Origin of the sequence: Megamonas funiformis (assembly GCF_010669225.1) — a bacterium.
GTDB lineage: Bacteria > Bacillota > Negativicutes > Selenomonadales > Selenomonadaceae > Megamonas > Megamonas funiformis.
Genome location: NZ_CP048627.1, coordinates 99,625 through 123,358, shown reverse-complemented (window position 1 = coordinate 123,358; position 23,734 = coordinate 99,625). Strand labels below are relative to the sequence as shown.

Annotated in this window: 10 protein-coding genes, 2 tRNA genes and 6 rRNA genes; 3 read left to right on the top strand and 15 right to left on the bottom strand. The window is 39.2% G+C overall.

Annotation, left to right across the window (positions count from 1 at the left end; all coding sequences use genetic code 11):
- Positions 1–23: 23 nt before the first annotated feature.
- Positions 24–596 carry a cob(I)yrinic acid a,c-diamide adenosyltransferase gene (locus tag GXM21_RS00540; RefSeq protein ID WP_008540234.1) on the top strand — a complete coding sequence of 191 codons (573 nt, stop codon included), beginning with the start codon at positions 24–26 and terminating at the stop codon, positions 594–596.
- 96 nt (positions 597–692) lie between these two features.
- The gene (locus GXM21_RS00535; RefSeq protein WP_008540233.1) at positions 693–2,252 is read left to right on the top strand and encodes a sigma 54-interacting transcriptional regulator; all 1,560 of its coding nucleotides are present in this window, start codon (positions 693–695) and stop codon (positions 2,250–2,252) included.
- A gap of 44 nt (positions 2,253–2,296) precedes the next feature.
- On the opposite strand, the gene GXM21_RS00530 is transcribed toward GXM21_RS00535, so the two are convergent.
- From GXM21_RS00530 to GXM21_RS00470, 13 genes are all read right to left on the bottom strand, one after another.
- On the bottom strand, positions 2,297–3,679 hold the full coding sequence (locus GXM21_RS00530) for an amino acid permease (RefSeq protein ID WP_008540232.1): 1,383 nt from the start codon (positions 3,677–3,679) through the stop codon (positions 2,297–2,299).
- A 92-nt stretch (positions 3,680–3,771) separates the two neighbouring features.
- Positions 3,772–4,893, bottom strand: a complete 1,122-nt coding sequence (gene ald / locus GXM21_RS00525; RefSeq protein WP_008540231.1) for an alanine dehydrogenase — start codon at positions 4,891–4,893, stop codon at positions 3,772–3,774.
- 274 nt (positions 4,894–5,167) lie between these two features.
- Positions 5,168–6,544 carry an amino acid permease gene (locus GXM21_RS00520; RefSeq protein ID WP_008540230.1) on the bottom strand — a complete coding sequence of 459 codons (1,377 nt, stop codon included), beginning with the start codon at positions 6,542–6,544 and terminating at the stop codon, positions 5,168–5,170.
- A gap of 71 nt (positions 6,545–6,615) precedes the next feature.
- Positions 6,616–6,732: ribosomal RNA gene (gene rrf / locus GXM21_RS00515) — 5S ribosomal RNA — on the bottom strand.
- 81 nt (positions 6,733–6,813) lie between these two features.
- Positions 6,814–9,726: ribosomal RNA gene (locus GXM21_RS00510) — 23S ribosomal RNA — on the bottom strand.
- Between the two features lie 308 nt (positions 9,727–10,034).
- Positions 10,035–11,588, bottom strand: a 16S ribosomal RNA gene (locus GXM21_RS00505).
- Between the two features lie 324 nt (positions 11,589–11,912).
- Positions 11,913–12,536 carry a CatB-related O-acetyltransferase gene (locus GXM21_RS00500; protein WP_008540258.1) on the bottom strand — a complete coding sequence of 208 codons (624 nt, stop codon included), beginning with the start codon at positions 12,534–12,536 and terminating at the stop codon, positions 11,913–11,915.
- A 153-nt stretch (positions 12,537–12,689) separates the two neighbouring features.
- The gene (locus GXM21_RS00495; RefSeq protein ID WP_008540257.1) at positions 12,690–12,953 is read right to left on the bottom strand and encodes a CD3324 family protein; all 264 of its coding nucleotides are present in this window, start codon (positions 12,951–12,953) and stop codon (positions 12,690–12,692) included.
- Positions 12,954–13,210: 257 nt separating this feature from the next.
- A 5S ribosomal RNA gene (gene rrf / locus GXM21_RS00490) occupies positions 13,211–13,327 on the bottom strand.
- Positions 13,328–13,408: 81 nt separating this feature from the next.
- A 23S ribosomal RNA gene (locus GXM21_RS00485) occupies positions 13,409–16,321 on the bottom strand.
- A 225-nt stretch (positions 16,322–16,546) separates the two neighbouring features.
- Positions 16,547–16,623, bottom strand: a tRNA-Ile gene (locus GXM21_RS00480).
- Positions 16,624–16,628: 5 nt separating this feature from the next.
- Positions 16,629–16,704, bottom strand: a tRNA-Ala gene (locus GXM21_RS00475).
- 86 nt (positions 16,705–16,790) lie between these two features.
- A 16S ribosomal RNA gene (locus GXM21_RS00470) occupies positions 16,791–18,344 on the bottom strand.
- Together the 16S, 23S and 5S rRNA genes with 2 tRNA genes alongside form the textbook arrangement of a ribosomal RNA operon.
- 431 nt (positions 18,345–18,775) lie before the next feature.
- Here GXM21_RS00470 and GXM21_RS00465 point away from each other — a divergent pair.
- Positions 18,776–19,885 carry a M48 family metallopeptidase gene (locus tag GXM21_RS00465; protein ID WP_008539112.1) on the top strand — a complete coding sequence of 370 codons (1,110 nt, stop codon included), beginning with the start codon at positions 18,776–18,778 and terminating at the stop codon, positions 19,883–19,885.
- Positions 19,886–20,243: 358 nt separating this feature from the next.
- On the opposite strand, the gene GXM21_RS00460 is transcribed toward GXM21_RS00465, so the two are convergent.
- Positions 20,244–21,604, bottom strand: a protein-coding gene (locus GXM21_RS00460; protein ID WP_421648063.1) for an IS3 family transposase whose coding sequence is annotated in 2 segments (ribosomal slippage) — positions 20,244–21,101 and positions 21,104–21,604 — 1,359 coding nt in all. Because the reading frame shifts where the segments join, the coding sequence is not laid out codon by codon here.
- An 80-nt stretch (positions 21,605–21,684) separates the two neighbouring features.
- Positions 21,685–23,682 carry a DNA topoisomerase (ATP-hydrolyzing) subunit B gene (gene gyrB / locus GXM21_RS00450; RefSeq protein WP_008539117.1) on the bottom strand — a complete coding sequence of 666 codons (1,998 nt, stop codon included), beginning with the start codon at positions 23,680–23,682 and terminating at the stop codon, positions 21,685–21,687.
- Between the last annotated feature and the right edge of the window lie 52 nt (positions 23,683–23,734).

Below are 23,734 nucleotides of genomic sequence, written 5' to 3'. Positions count from 1 at the left end.
TCAAACTAAAAGGAAATGATTATATGCTTCAAGTTTATACAGGCAATGGCAAAGGTAAAACTACAGCAGCCATAGGTCTTGCTATTCGCAGTTTAGGTGCTGATAAAAAAGTTTATTTTTGCCAATTTATGAAAACTTTAGCTTATAGTGAACAAGCTATTTTACAAAAATTCGCCCCACAATTGAAATTGACAACTAGTGGCAAACCTTATTTTATCGCTAAAGAAGGTATGTTGACTGATGAAGAAATCAAAAAATGGGGAGATATGCTCCAAGTTTATCCCGAAGGTAAACCACCTAAAGATTATGTAAAATTAGTTAATGACAGTTTAAAAAATTTACTTGAAGAAATAAATAATACTCACTACGATTTAATTATTCTTGATGAAATCAATGTCGCTATGTATTATGACTTAATCACTAAAGAAACTTTAGAATTTGTTTTAAATCAAATACCTTCAGATATTGAAATAGTTTGTACTGGTCGATATGCTCCTCAATGGCTATGTGAACGTGCTGATTTAGTCACTGATATGCAAGAAGTAAAACACTATTATCAACAAGGACTCCAAGGTCGCAAAGGTATTGAAGACTAATTTTGTTAATCTCCTACAATATGCTAAGAAGTTTTAATAAATAAAATTTCTTAGCATATTTAAATTAAACATTTCTCAAGAGGTGCTTTATAATCTATGAAAATATGTATTGAAAATAAAGACCGCCATGGATTAGTCTATGATATATCAAAAATTTTACTCAAATATAATGTAAATATTATCTCTATGGAAGTTATTAAAAATACTACATATTTAGAAACAGAAGCTTTATCTTATAAAGGTGAGCAAAAAATCTTATCTGAGCTTCATGAATTATCTGGTATTGTTCAAATAAAATCCATTATGTTAATGCCTCATAATGAAAAATACCAACAAATGGATATTGTTTTCAACACCATTAATGAGGGTATTATCATCACCGATAAAAACGGAAATATCATCTACATCAACAAAGTTGCTGTAAAAATTCTAAAAATTCCCAATGATGATATTTTAGGGCAAAATATTTCCAAAGCATTACCTTTTTGTAAATTATTATTAAAAACATTACAAACAGGTAAAAAATATCTTCATCATGAAGTTTACGCTGAAGAATATGACAATCATTATATGGTTAGCAGTCAACCACTATTAGATGAAAATAATAATTTATCTGGTGGCGTTGCTGTCATTCGTGATATGGAAACTGTTCGTCAAATATATCAAAAAATTACAGGACAGCCTTCTATTAGTTTTAAAGATATTATTCACCAAAGTGATATTATGGAAAAATTAATTTTGTCAGCTCAACATTATGCTAGCAGTAATTCTACTATTCTCATACGTGGAGAAACTGGCTCAGGGAAAGAATTATTTGCTAGAGCAATCCATAACGCTTCACCACGCCATGATAATATCTTTCTCGCTATAAACTGCACAGCTATTCCTGATACTCTACTTGAAAGTGAATTATTTGGTTATGAAGAAGGTACATTCACTGGAGCTAATAAAGGTGGTAAATTAGGTCTTTTTGAATTAGCTAGTGGTGGCACTTTATTTCTTGATGAAATAGGCGATATCTCCTCCACTCTCCAAGCAAAATTATTGCGTGTACTTCAAGAACATAGAGTTCGCCGTATTGGTGGTAACCGCGAAATTCCTATAAATGTGCGCATTATTTCCGCTACAAATTGTAATCTCGAACAAATGGTTAAAGATGGATTATTCCGCCAAGATTTATATTATCGCTTAAATGTAATACCACTATATCTACCGCCACTTAGAGAACGCAAAGAGGATATCCGCTTACTGGCAAATTACCTTTTCCAATCCACAGTAAATAATATTAATACAAGTATAAAATCTATTTCTCAAGAAGCTTTTGAAAAACTTACCAATTACGATTATCCAGGAAATGTCCGCGAATTAAGTAATATCATTGAACGTGCTATAAATGTTGCTCAAGGTTCACAAATAACTGCTGAGGACATTATTTTATTTAATCAAATGCAAAATACTAGTTGCGCGCATGATTTAAATGAATATTCTACACTAAATTTAGATGAAGCACTTCGCCGTACAGAAAAAAACATTCTTCAACAAGCAATGAAAAAATTTTCCTCTTCACGTAAATTAGGTGCAGCACTCGGTCTATCCCATACTAGCGTTATTCGTAAAATGAAAGAACATAATTTAAGCTTTGATAAAAATAATTAATAAAAAAGGTCTTACTTAAAAGTAAGACCTTTTTTTATATTATATTATTTTCCAGATTCTAATTTAGAATGTTTATAGCTATAGCCGAAGTATACAACAAAACCAATACCACACCATACTACGAAACGAATCCATGTATGAATTGGTAAGTTATACATCAAATAACCACAGCAAATCATAGCCATTGGAGCTACAAAGTAAATAGCAGGACATTTGAAACCACGTTTGATATCTGGGCGTTTTATTCTTAAATAAAGAACACCAAAGCCAGCGATGAAGAACGCAGATAATGTACCAATATTTGCCATTTCAGCGATTAAATGAATAGGAGCAAAACCAGCTATAATAGATACTAAAATACAACCACCGATTGTTACTAAATAAGGAGTTCTATATAATTTGTGAATTTTGCAAATACCTGCTGGAATCATACCATCACGAGATAAAGCAAAGAAAATACGTGCTTGACCATATAATAAAACGAGTAATACTGTAGTAATACCACAGATAGCACCTACGGCAACAATAGCAGAACCAATTGGATAGCCGATAACACGAAGAGCATATGCTACAGGTTCAGCATTATTCAAGTCTGTATAAGGTACTACGCCTGTTAATACAAGAGCTACGAAGAAGTATAATACAGCGCAAACACCTAAGGAACCTAAGATACCTATAGGTAAATCACGTGAAGGATTTTTTGCTTCTTCTGCTGAAGTTGCAACAGCATCAAAACCGATATAAGCAAAGAATACAATTGCAGCACCAGCTGAAATACCTTGTGTACCATATGGTAAGAATGGATCCCAGTTAGTTGGGTCAATATTAGGAACTGCCAATACGAAGAAGATAACGATAACTGCTAATTTTACAAATACTAAAATACGGTTAATCATAACAGTTTCTTTTGTTCCACGTACTAACAATATACATAAGAACATAGTAATTAAAATAGCAGGTACATTAATGATACCGCCTTCTTCAGGAACTTTCGTAAAAGCAACTGGTAAATCAATACCGCCAGAAGATAAAAGTCCTACTACGTAGCCTGACCAACCAGCAGCAACAGTACTACAAGTAACAGTGTATTCCAAAATCAAATTCCAACCTACAATAAATGCTAGAAATTCACCTAATGATGCATATGTATAAGCATATGCACTACCTGCTACTGGAACCATTGAAGCATATTCAGCATAAGCAAGACCTGCAAACGCACAAGCGATAGAAGCTAATACGAAGGATAAAGATATACCAGGACCTGCATATAAAGCTGCACCTACACCAGTTAATACGAAAATCCCTGTACCAATAACACTACCGATACCTAGAAATACTAAGTCAAATGCACCTAAGTTTTTTGTAAGACCTGAATTTTGCGCCATTGAACGCAAGGCACCTATATCTTTCTTACGGAACAAATCCATAAAAAACACTCCTTTTTCTACAACACGAAAACATCACTTACTTTCTCATTTTTTTCAAAAATAAAGGCCTGGTAAAACCAGGCCTTAGCTTTTTATTTTAAGATTTCGTGAATATCATAATAAGGTAAATTCAAACCTTCTGCTACGCCTTTAAATGTTACTTTACCATCTATAGTATTAATACCTTGCATTAAACCAGGATCGTCAAGGCAAGCTTGTTTATATCCTTTATTAGCAATTGCTAAAGCATAAGGCAAAGTAGCGTTTGTCAATGCCAAAGTAGAAGTTCTGGATACTGCACCTGGGATATTTGCTACGGAGTAATGAGTTACACCATGTTTAACAAATGTTGGATTGTCATGAGTTGTGCAATGATCGCAAGTTTCAACTGCGCCACCTTGGTCAATTGCAACATCGACAACAACTGAACCAGGTTTCATTGTTTTAATCATATCTTCAGTTACTAAGATAGGAGTTTTTGCACCTGGAATAAGTACAGAACTAATCAATAAGTCAGCTCTTGCTACCCATTTAGCAATATTGTAGCTATTAGACATTTCTGTAACTACACGGCCATGGAAAATATCATCAAGATAACGAAGTCTGTCAATAGAAAGGTCGATAATAGTAACTCTAGCACCTAAACCAACTGCCATTTTTGCAGCATTTGTACCAACGATACCGCCACCAACGATTACTACTTGACCTGGGCAAACACCACTAACGCCACCTAATAATACTCCGCGTCCACCATATTGACTTTCAAGGAACTGAGCACCTAATTGAACGGACATACGACCAGCAATTTCACTCATTGGGGAAAGAAGTGGTAAGCTACGGCCATCTCTACCTCTAACTGTTTCATATGCGATACCAACAACTTTATGACGTAATAAAGCAGCTGTAAGTTCAGGTTCTGGAGCTAGATGTAAATAAGTATATAGAATTTGACCTTCATGGAATAAATCATATTCAGCAGGTAATGGTTCTTTTACTTTAATAATCATATCAGCTCTATCAAAGAGTTCTTTTGTATTTTCAACAATTTCAGCACCAGTAGCAACATAAGCTTCATCTGGGAAACCACTGCCAACACCAGCAGATTTTTCTACTAATACAGTGTGTCCTGCACGTATTAAAGCTTCACTTCCCGCAGGTGTTAAGCCAACACGGTTTTCATTGTTTTTAATCTCTTTAATAACACTAATAATCATAATATAAACCCTCCTTCAGGTCGAAAAAATTTATTATAAGACTATGTATAATCATTTCTGATTTACACTTTATATATAATGCAAATCCCGTGCCAAAATTAAATATAAAAATTTTATATTGATAAATAAGTATTTTTTATCGTCGCTATTATTTTTGTAATATTTTTGTTACAAAAACTGTAATAATATTATTACAGCTGTAAAATTTTTATTACACTTTATAAAAAAATAAGAGATTAAAGTGTAAATTCTTTAATCTCTTATGGATAATCTTCTATTTATTTAACAAAGAATGTTTATAACTATATACAAAATAAATAATAATGCCTACAATACACCAAACAATAAATCTAATCCATGTAAGTGCTGGCAAATTATACATCAAATAACCACAACTAAGCATAGCCATTGGCCCAACAATGTAAATTGCTGGACATTTAAAACCTCTTTTTATCTCAGGACGTGTAATACGCAAATACAATACCCCAAATCCAGCTATAAAAAATGCTGATAAAGTACCTATATTTGCCATTTCTGCAATTACATTAATCGGTACAAATCCAGCAATCAAAGAAACTAAAATACAACCACCAATGGTTACTAAATATGGTGTATGATATTTCTTATGCACTCTACAAATTCCCTTTGGAATCATACCATCACGAGACAAAGCGAAAAATACACGTGCTTGACCATATAATAAAACAAGTAATACTGTAGTAATACCACAAATAGCACCCACTGCAACAATGGCTGAACCAAAAGGATAACCAATGACGCGAAGAGCATAAGCTACAGGTTCTGCATTATTTAATTGAGTATAAGGCACTATTCCAGTCAATACCATTGCTACAATAAAATATAATAAAGTACAAACTGCAAGTGAACCTAAGATACCGATAGGCACATCTCGAGAAGGATTTTTTGCTTCTTCTGCTGATGTTGCTACAGCATCAAAACCAATATAGGCAAAAAATACAATTGCTGCACCAGAAGCAATACCTTGATAACCAAAAGGTAAAAAAGGATCCCAATTTCTAACATCAATATTAGGAATAGCTAAACATAAGAAAATAAAAATAACTGCTATTTTTACAAAAACCAAAATGCGATTTATAAAAATACTTTCTTTTGTACCTCTAACCAATAAAATACATAAAAACATAGTAATAAAAACTGCAGGAAGATTTATAATTCCACCTTCTGCTGGAACTTTTAAAAAATCTATAGATAAATTTAATCCACCTGATGTCAACAAGCCCACTACATAACCAGACCAACCAGCTGCAACTGTACTACATGTTACAGTATATTCTAAAATTAAATTCCAACCTACCAAAAACGCCATAAATTCACCTAATGAAGCGTATGTATAAGCATATGCACTTCCAGATACTGGTACCATTGAGGAATATTCCGCGTAAGCCAAACCAGCAAAGGCACAAGCAACCGAGGCCAATATAAAGGAAATGGCAATTCCAGGGCCTGCATATAAAGCTGCACCTACTCCAGTTAATACAAAAATACCTGTTCCAATAACACTACCAATGCCTAAAAAAACTAAATCAAACGCAGTTAAATTGCGTACAAATCCAGATTTTTCAGCATCTTGTGCTAAATGTGCAATGTCTTTTTTTCGAAATAAATTCATAACATTCACCTCATTATTAAATTGTATTTTGATAAAGAAAAAAGCACTGAAGTATTCAGTGCTTTTTTCTTAACTGGCAACTTCCTATCCTCCCAGCACGTCTCCATGCAAGTACTTTCGGCCTCTAAATGCTTAACTACTGTGTTCGGTATGGGTACAGGTGGAACCATTTAGGCATCGTCACCAGATATTCTCTTTTTTCTTTTTTGAAAGATATTAATCTTTCAAAACCACTCAGAAGATTACTTTGCTCCAAGTCATTTCTTTTTTAAGTTAAGCTCTCGACATATTAGTACCAGTACGCTACATTCATTACTGAACTTCTACTCCTGGCCTATCAACCTCGTCATCTTCAAGGTGTCTTTCAAGCTTTCGCTTCGGGAGACCTCATCTTAAGGCAAGTTTCACGCTTAGATGCTTTCAGCGTTTATCTTTTCCGGACGTAGCTACCCAACTGTACCCCTGGCGGGATAATTGGTACACCATTGGTCCGTCCACTCCGGTCCTCTCGTACTAGGAGCAGCCCCCTTCAAGTCTCTTACGCCCGCGATGGATATGGACCGAACTGTCTCACGACGTTCTGAACCCAGCTCACGTACCACTTTAATGGGCGAACAGCCCAACCCTTGGGACCTGCTCCAGCCCCAGGATGTGATGAGCCGACATCGAGGTGCCAAACCTCCCCGTCGATATGGACTCTTGGGAGAGATTAGCCTGTTATCCCCAGGGTAGCTTTTATCCGTTGAGCGATGGCCCTTCCACTCGGAACCACCGGATCACTAAGCCCTACTTTCGTACCTGCTCGTCGTGTCTGACTCGCAGTCAAGCTCCCTTCTGCCTTTACACTCTTTGCGCGGTTTCCGTTCGCGCTGAGGGAACCTTTGGGCGCCTCCGTTACATTTTGGGAGGCGACCGCCCCAGTCAAACTGCCCGCCTGATACTGTCCTGAGAGTCGTTACTTCTTCAGTTAGAGGTCCAATAAATAAAGGGTGGTATCCCAAGGTTGACTCCATATCAGCTAACGCCAATACTTCTCCGTCTCCCACCTATCCTGTACGTTATTTACCGAACATCAATGTCAGGTTGCAGTAAAGCTCCATGGGGTCTTTCTGTCCAGTCGCGGGTAACCTGCATCTTCACAGGTACTTCAATTTCACCGGGTCCCTCGTTGAGACAGTGCCCAAGTCGTTACACCTTTCGTGCGGGTCGGAACTTACCCGACAAGGAATTTCGCTACCTTAGGACCGTTATAGTTACGGCCGCCGTTTACTGGGGCTTCAATTCAAGCCTTCGAGTTTCCTCTAAGCCCTCCTCTTAACCTTCCAGCACCGGGCAGGTGTCAGCACCTATACGTCAGATTTCTCTTTTGCAGGCACCTGTGTTTGTGCTAAACAGTCGCTTGGGCCTCTCTTGTGCCACCGGCTGACGCTCCAGAAGTAAATCCCTTCACATCCTCCGGCTATCCTTATCCCTAAGTTACGGATACAATTTGCCGAGTTCCTTAACGAGGGTTGTCCCGCGCACCTTAGGATTCTCTCCCCGCCTACCTGTGTCGGTTTCGGTACGGGCGCCTCATCTCTCACTAGAAGCTTTTCTCGACAGCATGGCTCACTTGAATTTGACTTTACCGAAGTATCGTCTATCTATCAGTTCTCGGTCTTATACAGTACGGATTTACCTATACTGCAACCTACCACCTTCGACACGCACATCCATTCGCGTGCTCAAGCTACCTTCTGTGTCACTCCATTGCTCAAACGATTTGAAGCGGTACAGGAATATTAACCTGTTGTCCATCGCCTATGCTTTTTGCCTCGGCTTAGGTCCCGACTTACCCTGAGTCGACGAGCGTTGCTCAGGAAACCTTAGGCTTTCGGTGGAACAGATTCTCACTGTTCTTTTCGCTACTCATACCGGCATTCTCTCTTGTATATCCTCCAGCGCTCCTTCCGGTACACCTTCAGTCGGATATACAACGCTCCCCTACCCAGAATTATATAATCCTGCCGCGACTTCGGTTCTGTACTTGAGCCCCGGACATCTTCGGCGCAAGGCCTCTCGACCAGTGAGCTATTACGCACTCTTTTAATGGTGGCTGCTTCTAAGCCAACATCCTGGTTGTTTATGAAGTCTTACATCCTTTTCCACTTAGTACAGCATTGGGGACCTTAGTCGGCGGTCTGGGCTGTTTCCCTCTTGACTACGGGTCTTATCACTCGCAGTCTGACTCCCAGGGTCTTAATTATAGCCATTCGAAGTTTGACTAGGGTCGGTAGGCTTTACGCCCCCTTGCCAGATCAGTGCTCTACCGTCTATAATCTTCCCTGAGGCTAGCCCTAAAGCTATTTCGGGGAGTACCAGCTATCTCCGCGTTCGATTGGCATTTCACCCCTATCCACGGTTCATCCCAAAGTTTTTCAACACTCACGGGTTCGGTCCTCCACGCATTTTTACCTGCGCTTCAACCTGACCATGGATAGATCACTGCGGTTTCGGGTCTACACCATGTTACTAGTCGCCCTATTAAGACTCGCTTTCGCTTCGGCTCCGTGTCTCCCACTTAACCTCGCAACATAATGTAACTCGCCGGTTCATTCTTCAATAGGCACGCCGTCGCACTCTTAAGGTGCTTCGACTGCTTGTAGACATACGGTTTCAGGTTCTATTTCACTCCCCTCCCGGGGTTCTTTTCACCTTTCCCTCACGGTACTATGCGCTATCGGTCGCCAAGTAGTATTTTGCCTTGGAGGGTGGTCCCCCCTGCTTCCTGCAAGGTTTCACGTGTCTCGCAGTACTCTGGATACCAGCCCGATTGACTTCTTTTCGCCTACAGGTGTTTTACCTTCTGTGCATGGCCTTTCCAAACCATTCGACTAAGAAGTTTCCTCTTTTTGCCGGTCCTCAACCCCACAAAACCGAAGTTTCATGGTTTGGGCTCTTCCCCTTTCGCTCGCCGCTACTTAGGGAATCTCAATTGATTACTTTTCCTCTGGGTACTTAGATGTTTCAGTTCCCCAGGTCTGCCTCTTTCGTACCATCACATGACTGATGGTGGGTTGCCCCATTCGGATATGCATGGATCACTGGATGCTTGCTCCTACCCATGCCTTTTCGCAGCTTACCGCGTCCTTCATCGGCTCTTGGCGCCAAGGCATCCGCCGTATGCCCTTGTTCACTTAACTTACTTAAGGTCATTTGCGTTTGTCTTCGCTAATGTAATTTGTTTAAATCCTAAAATGCTTGGTTCAATCCACTTTAAACTCATAAGAGAAGCTAATTCTTTTAATGAGGTTAGAACTTTTGTTCTAACTATAGTATCTGTAAATGATAAATCATTAACAGCCTACTTATATGGTGAATTTGTTTTTTTGCATTTCTTCTTCTGTGCAGTTTTCAAAGATCAATATCTGAGAGAAATATTCTCTCAAAACCAAACAATGCTCGAATGTGCTCGACACATGCCGTTACCTCGGTAACGCATGCTCCTTAGAAAGGAGGTGATCCAGCCGCACCTTCCGATACGGCTACCTTGTTACGACTTCACCCCAATCATCGCCCCCACCTTAGACGGTCGGTACCATAGGCCCTTAGCCGGCTTCGGGTGTGAATGACTTTCGTGGTGTGACGGGCGGTGTGTACAAGGCCCGGGAACGTATTCACCGCAGTATGCTGACCTGCGATTACTAGCGATTCCGACTTCATGTAGGCGAGTTTCAGCCTACAATCCGAACTGAGAGATGCTTTTAGGGATCCGCTCCACCTCGCGATTTCGCTTCCCTCTGTTCATCCCATTGTAGTACGTGTGTAGCCCAAGACGTAAGGGGCATGATGACTTGACGTCATCCCCGCCTTCCTCCGCGTTGTCCGCGGCAGTCTACTATGAGTTCCCATCCGAAATGCTGGCAACATAGTATAGGGGTTGCGCTCGTTGCGGGACTTAACCCAACATCTCACGACACGAGCTGACGACAGCCATGCACCACCTGTTTTCTTGTTCTCCGAAGAGAAGGAACTTATCTCTAAGTCTTTCAATCAATGTCAAGTCTTGGTAAGGTTCTTCGCGTTGCGTCGAATTAAACCACATACTCCACCGCTTGTGCGGGCCCCCGTCAATTCCTTTGAGTTTCAACCTTGCGGCCGTACTCCCCAGGCGGGATACTTATTGCGTTAACTCCGGCACGGAAGGAGTCGATACCTCCCACACCTAGTATCCATCGTTTACGGCTAGGACTACCGGGGTATCTAATCCCGTTCGCTACCCTAGCTTTCGAGCCTCAGCGTCAGTTACAGTCCAGAAAGCCGCCTTCGCCACTGGTGTTCTTCCCAATATCTACGCATTTCACCGCTACACTGGGAATTCCGCTTTCCTCTCCTGCACTCAAGAAAACCAGTTCGGACCCCATCACGGGGTTGAGCCCCGCACTTTTAAGATCCGCTTAGTTTCCCGCCTGCGCTCCCTTTACGCCCAATAATTCCGGACAACGCTTGCCGCCTACGTATTACCGCGGCTGCTGGCACGTAGTTAGCCGTGGCTTCCTCGTTAGGTACCGTCAAACAAAGACTGTATTATAATCCTTATCCTTCGTCCCTAACAACAGAACTTTACGATCCTAAGACCTTCATCGTTCACGCGGCGTTGCTCCGTCAGGCTTTCGCCCATTGCGGAAGATTCCCCACTGCTGCCTCCCGTAGGAGTCTGGGCCGTGTCTCAGTCCCAATGTGGCCGTTCATCCTCTCAGACCGGCTACTGATCGTCGCCTTGGTGGGCCTTTACCCTCACCAACTAGCTAATCAGACGCAAGCTCATCTTCAAGCGGAAGCATTTTCAGAGGCCTCCTTTAGTAAGTGTCTCATGCGATACTCTTACATTCATTCGGTATTAGCACCCCTTTCGAAGTGTTGTCCCCATCTTGAAGGTAGATTGCTTACGCGTTACTCACCCGTTCGCCACTTGGTGTTTACCGAAATAAACACCCCGTTCGACTTGCATGTGTTAAGCACGCCGCCAGCGTTCGTCCTGAGCCAGGATCAAACTCTCCAAAAAAAAAATTATTTTTCGAAGAACCGATTGGCTCTTAATTATCTGTTTAAAAAGAATTTATTAGGTAATCTGCTATAAAAAGCAGATACCGCACATTCGTTTATGTTAGAAAACATATTGTGCATTGTTTAGTTTTCAAAGAACATTTCTTGCTGGCTTCAAAAGTCAGCTTGTATATCTTAACTCAAGAAGTTTATCTTGTCAAGAACTTTTTTATTTATTTTTTGTTTTTAACAATTTTCTTCTTTTGAGTTACGCCATTCATTAGCGTGATAATTATTATATATGCTTTTTATACCTTTGTCAACACTTTTTTATAAAAATATTTCATTTTATTTTACTTATATCTCCAGACTGTATAGATATTATGTTTTGAGCTATTTTTTGCTTAGGCCAATCCCACCATTTTAAAATTTTCAATTCATTAATAATATCTTCAGAAAATCTCCTTCTTATAATTTTTGCTGGAACACCTCCAACTATACTATAAGCAGGAACATCTTTTGTTACTAATGCTCTTGTACCAATAATTGCACCATCACCAATTTTCACGCCTGCCAAAATTATTGCCTTGTAACCGATCCATACATCATTACCAATTACAATATCTCCTTTATTATCCCAACCAGATGCTACATCTTTTTTATTCATGTTCCATTCATCAAATAAAAGTGCAAAAGGATATGTAGAAAGTGATTTTAATGTATGATTAGCACTGTTAAATAAAAATTTAGCGCCACAAGCTATAGAACAAAATTTTCCTATGATTAATTTTTCATTATTTATAGGATAATGATATAAAACATTATTTTTCTCAAAATCTTCAGGATTTCTTTCAAAATCATTATATATAGTATAATCTCCTACAATAATATCTTGTTTTGTTATCACATTTTTTAAATAAATTGTAGTTTTATCATCTTTTCTAGGATATATATCATTTAAACTCATAAATATAAACTCCTTTAAATCAATATATTTAAATAGCTTTCATATATCCATAATATGCTAGTGAAATTATTTATTCTACACCATGAATAATACAGAATTAATCTTACTAAAAATAAAAGGCTCAGCTTATTTATTAAACTGAACCTTCTATTTTTATTTTGTATATAAAATTTTTCTAATTGTATCTACAGATAAATAATATTTTTGCGCTAAATTTTCTATAGAAATACCTTGCTTATAATCATTTTTTATTTTTTTATTTCTATTTTTATATTCTTGTTTTATTCCAGAAATTGCTCCCCAAGATTTATAATTTTCTTTTTTTATAGGAATATAAATATATTTACCTTGAATATATTTTTGTATTTCTTCTATTACTTTTTCTGGTAATATCACATTTGCATTAATATATTTCATTATGGCTCCCCCTTGATAATATATCAAGAAACAAAGCCAATATATTGTGACTTTATTACTCCATACAATAGTCACAAATAATTAGCTTTGTATGGAGTAATTTTTGATTATTTTTCATAAATAGCAACTCCCTTTATTTATAAAATAAAAAAAGTATAAAAACATCATTTAATAAAATGTTTCTATACTTTTATAATATCATATATAAATCTTAAATATAAAGAAAAAAGCACTGAAATATTTCAGTGCTTTTTCTTAACTGGCAACTTCCTATCCTCCCAGCACGTCTCCATGCAAGTACTTTCGGCCTCTAAATGCTTAACTACTGTGTTCGGTATGGGTACAGGTGGAACCATTTAGGCATCGTCACCAGATATTCTCTTTTTTCTTTTTTGAAAGATATTAATCTTTCAAAACCACTCAGAAGATTACTTTGCTCCAAGTCATTTCTTTTTTAAGTTAAGCTCTCGACATATTAGTACCAGTACGCTACATTCATTACTGAACTTCTACTCCTGGCCTATCAACCTCGTCATCTTCAAGGTGTCTTTCAAGCTTTCGCTTCGGGAGACCTCATCTTAAGGCAAGTTTCACGCTTAGATGCTTTCAGCGTTTATCTTTTCCGGACGTAGCTACCCAACTGTACCCCTGGCGGGATAATTGGTACACCATTGGTCCGTCCACTCCGGTCCTCTCGTACTAGGAGCAGCCCCCTTCAAGTCTCTTACGCCCGCGATGGATATGGACCGAACTGTCTCACGACGTTCTGAACCCAGCTCACGTACCACTTTAATGGGCGAACAGCCCAACCCTTGGGACCTGCTCCAGCCCCAGGATGTGATGAGCCGACATCGAGGTGCCAAACCTCCCCGTCGATATGGACTCTTGGGAGAGATTAGCCTGTTATCCCCAGGGTAGCTTTTATCCGTTGAGCGATGGCCCTTCCACTCGGAACCACCGGATCACTAAGCCCTACTTTCGTACCTGCTCGTCGTGTCTGACTCGCAGTCAAGCTCCCTTCTGCCTTTACACTCTTTGCGCGGTTTCCGTTCGCGCTGAGGGAACCTTTGGGCGCCTCCGTTACATTTTGGGAGGCGACCGCCCCAGTCAAACTGCCCGCCTGATACTGTCCTGAGAGTCGTTACTTCTTCAGTTAGAGGTCCAATAAATAAAGGGTGGTATCCCAAGGTTGACTCCATATCAGCTAACGCCAATACTTCTCCGTCTCCCACCTATCCTGTACGTTATTTACCGAACATCAATGTCAGGTTGCAGTAAAGCTCCATGGGGTCTTTCTGTCCAGTCGCGGGTAACCTGCATCTTCACAGGTACTTCAATTTCACCGGGTCCCTCGTTGAGACAGTGCCCAAGTCGTTACACCTTTCGTGCGGGTCGGAACTTACCCGACAAGGAATTTCGCTACCTTAGGACCGTTATAGTTACGGCCGCCGTTTACTGGGGCTTCAATTCAAGCCTTCGAGTTTCCTCTAAGCCCTCCTCTTAACCTTCCAGCACCGGGCAGGTGTCAGCACCTATACGTCAGATTTCTCTTTTGCAGGCACCTGTGTTTGTGCTAAACAGTCGCTTGGGCCTCTCTTGTGCCACCGGCTGACGCTCCAGAAGTAAATCCCTTCACATCCTCCGGCTATCCTTATCCCTAAGTTACGGATACAATTTGCCGAGTTCCTTAACGAGGGTTGTCCCGCGCACCTTAGGATTCTCTCCCCGCCTACCTGTGTCGGTTTCGGTACGGGCGCCTCATCTCTCACTAGAAGCTTTTCTCGACAGCATGGCTCACTTGAATTTGACTTTACCGAAGTATCGTCTATCTATCAGTTCTCGGTCTTATACAGTACGGATTTACCTATACTGCAACCTACCACCTTCGACACGCACATCCATTCGCGTGCTCAAGCTACCTTCTGTGTCACTCCATTGCTCAAACGATTTGAAGCGGTACAGGAATATTAACCTGTTGTCCATCGCCTATGCTTTTTGCCTCGGCTTAGGTCCCGACTTACCCTGAGTCGACGAGCGTTGCTCAGGAAACCTTAGGCTTTCGGTGGAACAGATTCTCACTGTTCTTTTCGCTACTCATACCGGCATTCTCTCTTGTATATCCTCCAGCGCTCCTTCCGGTACACCTTCAGTCGGATATACAACGCTCCCCTACCCAGAATTATATAATCCTGCCGCGACTTCGGTTCTGTACTTGAGCCCCGGACATCTTCGGCGCAAGGCCTCTCGACCAGTGAGCTATTACGCACTCTTTTAATGGTGGCTGCTTCTAAGCCAACATCCTGGTTGTTTATGAAGTCTTACATCCTTTTCCACTTAGTACAGCATTGGGGACCTTAGTCGGCGGTCTGGGCTGTTTCCCTCTTGACTACGGGTCTTATCACTCGCAGTCTGACTCCCAGGGTCTTAATTATAGCCATTCGAAGTTTGACTAGGGTCGGTAGGCTTTACGCCCCCTTGCCAGATCAGTGCTCTACCGTCTATAATCTTCCCTGAGGCTAGCCCTAAAGCTATTTCGGGGAGTACCAGCTATCTCCGCGTTCGATTGGCATTTCACCCCTATCCACGGTTCATCCCAAAGTTTTTCAACACTCACGGGTTCGGTCCTCCACGCATTTTTACCTGCGCTTCAACCTGACCATGGATAGATCACTGCGGTTTCGGGTCTACACCATGTTACTAGTCGCCCTATTAAGACTCGCTTTCGCTTCGGCTCCGTGTCTCCCACTTAACCTCGCAACATAATGTAACTCGCCGGTTCATTCTTCAATAGGCACGCCGTCGCACTCTTAAGGTGCTTCGACTGCTTGTAGACATACGGTTTCAGGTTCTATTTCACTCCCCTCCCGGGGTTCTTTTCACCTTTCCCTCACGGTACTATGCGCTATCGGTCGCCAAGTAGTATTTTGCCTTGGAGGGTGGTCCCCCCTGCTTCCTGCAAGGTTTCACGTGTCTCGCAGTACTCTGGATACCAGCCCGATTGACTTCTTTTCGCCTACAGGTGTTTTACCTTCTGTGCATGGCCTTTCCAAACCATTCGACTAAGAAGTTTCCTCTTTTTGCCGGTCCTCAACCCCACAAAACCGAAGTTTCATGGTTTGGGCTCTTCCCCTTTCGCTCGCCGCTACTTAGGGAATCTCAATTGATTACTTTTCCTCTGGGTACTTAGATGTTTCAGTTCCCCAGGTCTGCCTCTTTCGTACCATCACATGACTGATGGTGGGTTGCCCCATTCGGATATGCATGGATCACTGGATGCTTGCTCCTACCCATGCCTTTTCGCAGCTTACCGCGTCCTTCATCGGCTCTTGGCGCCAAGGCATCCGCCGTATGCCCTTGTTCACTTAACTTACTTAAGGTCATTTGCGTTTGTCTTCGCTAATGTAATTTGTTTAAATCCTAAAATGCTTGGTTCAATCCACTTTAAACTCATAAGAGAAGCTAATTCTTTTAATGAGGTTAGAACTTTTGTTCTAACTATAGTATCTGTAAATGATAAATCATTAACAGCCTACTTATATGGTGAATTTGTTTTTTTGCATTTCTTCTTCTGTGCAGTTTTCAAAGATCAATAATGGTGGGCCTAACTAGACTTGAACTAGTGACCTCACGCTTATCAGGCGTGCGCTCTAACCAGCTGAGCTATAGGCCCATATATGGTGGAGATGAGGAGATTCGAACTCCTGACCCCCTGCTTGCAAGGCAGGTGCTCTCCCAACTGAGCTACACCCCCATATATAGAGAGATATTCTCTCAAAACCAAACAATGCTCGAATGTGCTCGACACATGCCGTTACCTCGGTAACGCATGCTCCTTAGAAAGGAGGTGATCCAGCCGCACCTTCCGATACGGCTACCTTGTTACGACTTCACCCCAATCATCGCCCCCACCTTAGACGGTCGGTACCATAGGCCCTTAGCCGGCTTCGGGTGTGAATGACTTTCGTGGTGTGACGGGCGGTGTGTACAAGGCCCGGGAACGTATTCACCGCAGTATGCTGACCTGCGATTACTAGCGATTCCGACTTCATGTAGGCGAGTTTCAGCCTACAATCCGAACTGAGAGATGCTTTTAGGGATCCGCTCCACCTCGCGATTTCGCTTCCCTCTGTTCATCCCATTGTAGTACGTGTGTAGCCCAAGACGTAAGGGGCATGATGACTTGACGTCATCCCCGCCTTCCTCCGCGTTGTCCGCGGCAGTCTACTATGAGTTCCCATCCGAAATGCTGGCAACATAGTATAGGGGTTGCGCTCGTTGCGGGACTTAACCCAACATCTCACGACACGAGCTGACGACAGCCATGCACCACCTGTTTTCTTGTTCTCCGAAGAGAAGGAACTTATCTCTAAGTCTTTCAATCAATGTCAAGTCTTGGTAAGGTTCTTCGCGTTGCGTCGAATTAAACCACATACTCCACCGCTTGTGCGGGCCCCCGTCAATTCCTTTGAGTTTCAACCTTGCGGCCGTACTCCCCAGGCGGGATACTTATTGCGTTAACTCCGGCACGGAAGGAGTCGATACCTCCCACACCTAGTATCCATCGTTTACGGCTAGGACTACCGGGGTATCTAATCCCGTTCGCTACCCTAGCTTTCGAGCCTCAGCGTCAGTTACAGTCCAGAAAGCCGCCTTCGCCACTGGTGTTCTTCCCAATATCTACGCATTTCACCGCTACACTGGGAATTCCGCTTTCCTCTCCTGCACTCAAGAAAACCAGTTCGGACCCCATCACGGGGTTGAGCCCCGCACTTTTAAGATCCGCTTAGTTTCCCGCCTGCGCTCCCTTTACGCCCAATAATTCCGGACAACGCTTGCCGCCTACGTATTACCGCGGCTGCTGGCACGTAGTTAGCCGTGGCTTCCTCGTTAGGTACCGTCAAACAAAGACTGTATTATAATCCTTATCCTTCGTCCCTAACAACAGAACTTTACGATCCTAAGACCTTCATCGTTCACGCGGCGTTGCTCCGTCAGGCTTTCGCCCATTGCGGAAGATTCCCCACTGCTGCCTCCCGTAGGAGTCTGGGCCGTGTCTCAGTCCCAATGTGGCCGTTCATCCTCTCAGACCGGCTACTGATCGTCGCCTTGGTGGGCCTTTACCCTCACCAACTAGCTAATCAGACGCAAGCTCATCTTCAAGCGGAAGCATTTTCAGAGGCCTCCTTTAGTAAGTGTCTCATGCGATACTCTTACATTCATTCGGTATTAGCACCCCTTTCGAAGTGTTGTCCCCATCTTGAAGGTAGATTGCTTACGCGTTACTCACCCGTTCGCCACTTGGTGTTTACCGAAATAAACACCCCGTTCGACTTGCATGTGTTAAGCACGCCGCCAGCGTTCGTCCTGAGCCAGGATCAAACTCTCCAAAAAAAATTATTTTTCGAAGAACCGATTGGCTCTTAATTATCTGTTTAAAAAGAATTTATTAGGTAATCTGCTATAAAAAGCAGATACCGCACATTCGTTTATGTTAGAAAACATATTGTGCATTGTTTAGTTTTCAAAGAACATCTTTTGTCTTGCTCTCTCGAGCTGACTTTAAATATTATATCTTACGTTTTTTGTTTTGTCAACAACTTTTTTCAAACTTTTTTATTTCGTTTGTTTTGTTGTTTTCAAAACTCTTTATTTTGTTTGTTGCTCATCGACAACGTTGATTATTATATATTAAACTCAACCTAAATGTCAACACCTTTTTTATATTTTTTATAAAAAATTAATATAATTTTAATTTCTCTTGTAGATATATATAGATTATAATAAAAATATACTATATATATAGAGAGAAAGAAGGGCTATTTATGTTAAGAAAAACATACAAAAAACTATTATCAACAGGTATTGCTTTATCTTTAGGTTTTTCAGTTTCTTATACTATATTACCTAATCAATCTGCATATGCCTTCAACTGGGGCAATGCTATTGGCGCTGTGGCTATCACTGGTATTCAATATCAGCAATTAGAAAAACAGCTCAATTATCTAGATAGTGATGGTCGTCATGAGTATTTTAATCAAATGAAAAGTGAATTGGGAGAAAATACTGACCCTTATTACAATACTTTATTAGACAATATCATGAATCGTTTGACTTATGCCATCTCCTTAACGGACCCTTCTATTAAAGATAAACCTTATAATTATTTCATTAATCCAAGTGAAGAATATAATGCCTTTTGCACTGTAGGGCATAATTTAAGTGTAAATACTGGTATGTTTAAATTGCTCAATAATAATGAAGATGAACTTGCCATTGTTATTGCTCATGAATTAGCTCATGGTGAAGAAGAACATGTTCAAAGCTCTGCCAAGAAAAGTTTTTCTGTACAATTATTGACTAATCTTTATGCTTCTCAAAATCCTAATATTATATCTATAATTGGTGCAAATGTCCTGCAAAATAATATGATTGCTAAAGGTATAACTAAAGTTCAAGAACAAGATGCTGACGATATTGCTTTTAATTATGCAACAAGCGCTGGTTATAATATCGGTGCTGGTGCTGCTACTTGGCAACGTTTTATCGATAAAATGGGCGAGTCCAAAACTAATTTCGTAGGTGAATTATTCTCACCTTCTGACCATCCAAGTCATCAATCACGCCGTGATAATTATTCTGATAAACTCACTGACTATAGTAATAATAAAGTAAAGGTTGATAGTAAAACTGGCACAATTAGTGTAAATCGTCATGATTTTATAACACCTATCCCTGCAAATGATATGAGCAGTCAAGAAAGAGCATATCTAATTGCTGGTAATTTGGCAGCAGTTTATCATAATCATCCTAAAAATCCACCTGAAGCTTATTTAAGTGGAAATACAATTTATATGGGTAATCAAGCAATAATGGTTGTTGAATATGGAGAAAATGGTAATAGTATTGTAAATAAATTAAATTCTATTAGATAATTTGACGGAGGATATAACTAAAAATAGATTAATTACTTTTATCAATGTAATGATTTATAGTATTAACTTCATTACTTTATCTTGTCTATTATTAAGTGCTTTATATTCTTTTAAATCCCATCCTCTTTTTATATTATTCTTTGCTTGTAATTGTTGGCTAATAAATCAATTTAAAAATGCTTTATCTCAACTAATACCTAACAGAAAATTGAATTTCTTTATTTGCACTTTAAATATCATTTTAATATTAACTATCATTTTTCATTTAGGATATATTTCCATGTCCTTTCATGACTTCAACTAACAAAAAAAGACTTACTACCAATTTGATATGCACCCAAAATATTGGACATATTAATTAAGCCACTAATTGAGACTTAGTTCTGTATTCTACAGGACTAAGTCCTTTTAGTTTTATCTTTATCCGTTTTGTATTATAATATTTTATATAAGATTTTAACTCTTTTATAAAATCTTCAACGGATTTGAATTTTTTTAAATAGAATAATTCGCTTTTTAGCAAACCAAAGAAATTTTCTATTACGGCATTATCTAAGCAATTGCCTTTTCGGCTCATGCTTTGGATAATGCCTTTTTCTTTTAATAACTTCTGATACCTCTTATTTTGATATTGCCATCCTTGGTCTGAATGTAGAATTATCCCTTTCGTTTCTTTTATCTTTCTTGTTGCATCTTCTACCATATCTAATACTTGCTTTAGTACTGGTCTTTTCGATATTTTATAACTTATTATTTCTCCGTTATATAAATCTATTATTGGTGATAAGTATATTTTTTCATTACATAATGCAAATTCTGTTACATCTGTTGCCCATTTTTCGTTTGGTTTTTCTGCTTTGAAATTTCTATTTAATATATTTTTAGCTATTTTTCCTTCTTGCCCTCTATACGATTTGTATTTCTTTGCTCTTACTTTGCATGTTAAATTTTCTTCTTTCATCAATCTCATAACTACTTTATGATTGATTTTTATTCCCTGTTTATGCAGCTGCATAGTTACTCTTCTATATCCATATCTTCCATGATTTTTATTACAAATATTATGAATTAATGTTTTTAATCCTTTATATTTATCTTCTCTAGATAATTTTTTTAATGCATCATAATATGTGCTTTTAGCTAATTTTGTATAGTTTAATAGGGCTTTTAGAGTATATTTTTTCCTTAATTTAGCAATTACTAAAACTAGTGTCTTCCTTCCTTTTCCCATTGCTTCATTAAGGCATGCCACTTTTTTAATAGGTCATTTTCCATCCTTAATTGATAAACTTCTTGTTCCAATTTTTCAACATAAGAAAGTTCTTTTTTAGGTTTGTTAACTTTGTATTTAGATTTAGATTTTTTCATAGATGGTCTACCTCGTTTCTTAGCAAGTAAGCCAGAAAAGCCATAAGAATGATACAACTTTTCCCATGTAGAAATTGTACCAGTATTAGGAATGGAAAATTTGGCTGCTGTTTGATTTAATGATAAATGATGTAGCCATTTATATTCAATAACTTTTTGCTTAAAGATAGGAGTATATTTAAGATTTTTATGAAGAAGTTGTGGAATACCACCATGTTCATAATGAGATATCCATCTGCAAAGAGGAGCTATATCTGGCATGTTTAGAATTTTAGCTACATGAGAAATAGAATTTCCTTTTAAAACCATTTTAATTGCTTTAACTTTAAATTCATTTGAGTATTTAGTCATAAAAAAACTGCACCTCCAAAAGTTGTTTTTTGTCCAACTTTTGGGGTGCAGTTCAATTTAAGTAGTAAGTCTTTTTATTTTTATAAATCGAGATTTCTAACTAGATTTGCATGTTCTTCAATAAAACGACGACGAGGTTCTACTTTATCACCCATCAAGATAGTAAAAATAGAATCTGCTTCTTCCGCTTCACGAAGATGTACTTGCAATACTGTACGTTTTTCAGGGTCCATAGTTGTTTCCCACAACTGTTCTGGGTTCATTTCCCCTAAACCTTTATAACGCTGTACAGTGATACCATCTCTGCCGATTTCATCTAATTTTTGCGCTAATTCTTCATCGCTATAAGTATACCAATGGCTACGACCTTTTCTTATCTGATAAAGTGGTGGTTGCGCAATATATACATGACCATTTTCAATTAATGGTCTCATATAACGATAGAAGAAAGTCAATAACAATGTACGAATATGAGCACCATCGACATCGGCATCTGTCATAATGATGATTTTTCCATAACGACGTTTTGTAATATCAAATTCAGAACCAATACCACTACCAAATGCAGTAATCATAGTGCGAATTTCTTCATTGTTAAGGATTTTATCTAAACGTGCTTTTTCTACATTTAAAATTTTCCCACGAAGTGGCAATATAGCTTGGAAACGACGGTCACGACCTTGTTTTGCACTACCACCCGCACTATCACCTTCGACAAGATAAATTTCTGCTTGTTCTGGGTCTTTTACAGAGCAATCAGCTAATTTACCAGGAAGAGAGCTAACTTCTAAGGCATTTTTACGTCTAGTTAATTCACGAGCTTTACGCGCAGCTTCTCTAGCACGAGATGCCATGATGGATTTTTCAATGATTTTTTTAGAAATGACAGGATTTTCTTCAAAGTATTCAGATAAGCCTTCACTAACAATAGAATCTACAATTCCACGAACTTCAGAATTACCTAATTTTGTTTTTGTCTGTCCTTCAAACTGTGGTTCACGAAGTTTAATGCTAATTACACAAGTTAAACCTTCGCGAATATCTTCACCCACTAAGTTATCTTCGTTATTTTTGATAATACCTTGTCTGCGTGCAAAATCATTAGCAGCACGAGTCAACGCACTTTTAAAACCAGCTAAATGAGTACCGCCTTCTTCAGTATTGATATTGTTAACAAAGCTATAAATATTTTCACTATAGCTTGTATTATACTGAAGTGCAATTTCTACAACAGTAGTATCTTTTGTGCCATTGAAATATACAGGCTCTGGATTGATTACTTCTTTATTACGATTTAAATGTTCTACAAAGGAACTAATACCGCCTTCAAAATAGAAAGTTTCTTGACGAACTTCTTCAGGACGTTCATCAGTCAAAATAATAGTAATACCTCTATTTAAGAAGGATAATTCACGTAAACGATGTCTTAAAGTATCATAATCATAAACAGTTTCATCAAAAATTTCTGCATCTGGTACAAAATGAACTAATGTACCTGTTTCATCAGTTTGACCTACTACTTTTAATGGTTCTTTAGTTACACCTTTTTCAAAAGTAATTTCGTGAATTTTGCCATCACGTTTTACTTTTACTTCCATATTTGTGCTAAGTGCATTAACTACAGATACACCTACACCATGTAAACCACCGGATACTTTGTATCCAGAACCACCAAATTTACCACCAGCATGAAGTACAGTAAGAACTACTTCTACTGCTGGTTTTCCACTTTCGTGCATATCTACAGGAATACCACGACCGTTATCTGTTACTGTAATACTATTATCTTTATGAATTGTTACTTCTATATGAGTACAATATCCTGCTAAAGCTTCATCAATACTGTTATCTACAACTTCATATACTAAATGATGTAATCCACGAGCTGATGTACTACCAATATACATACCTGGGCGTTTACGTACTGCTTCTAAGCCTTCCAAAATCTGGATTTGATTTGCACCATAATCGCCTTCTACAGCAGTTACTTCTGCACTTTCTTCATCTAAATGAATCTTTACAGGTTCATCATGTTTAATATCTATTTCATTATTTATATTTTCTTCCAAATTAGCCATGTCGTTCCTCCTATTCTCTTTAATATTGTACCATTTATAAGCCTTCTAAGCA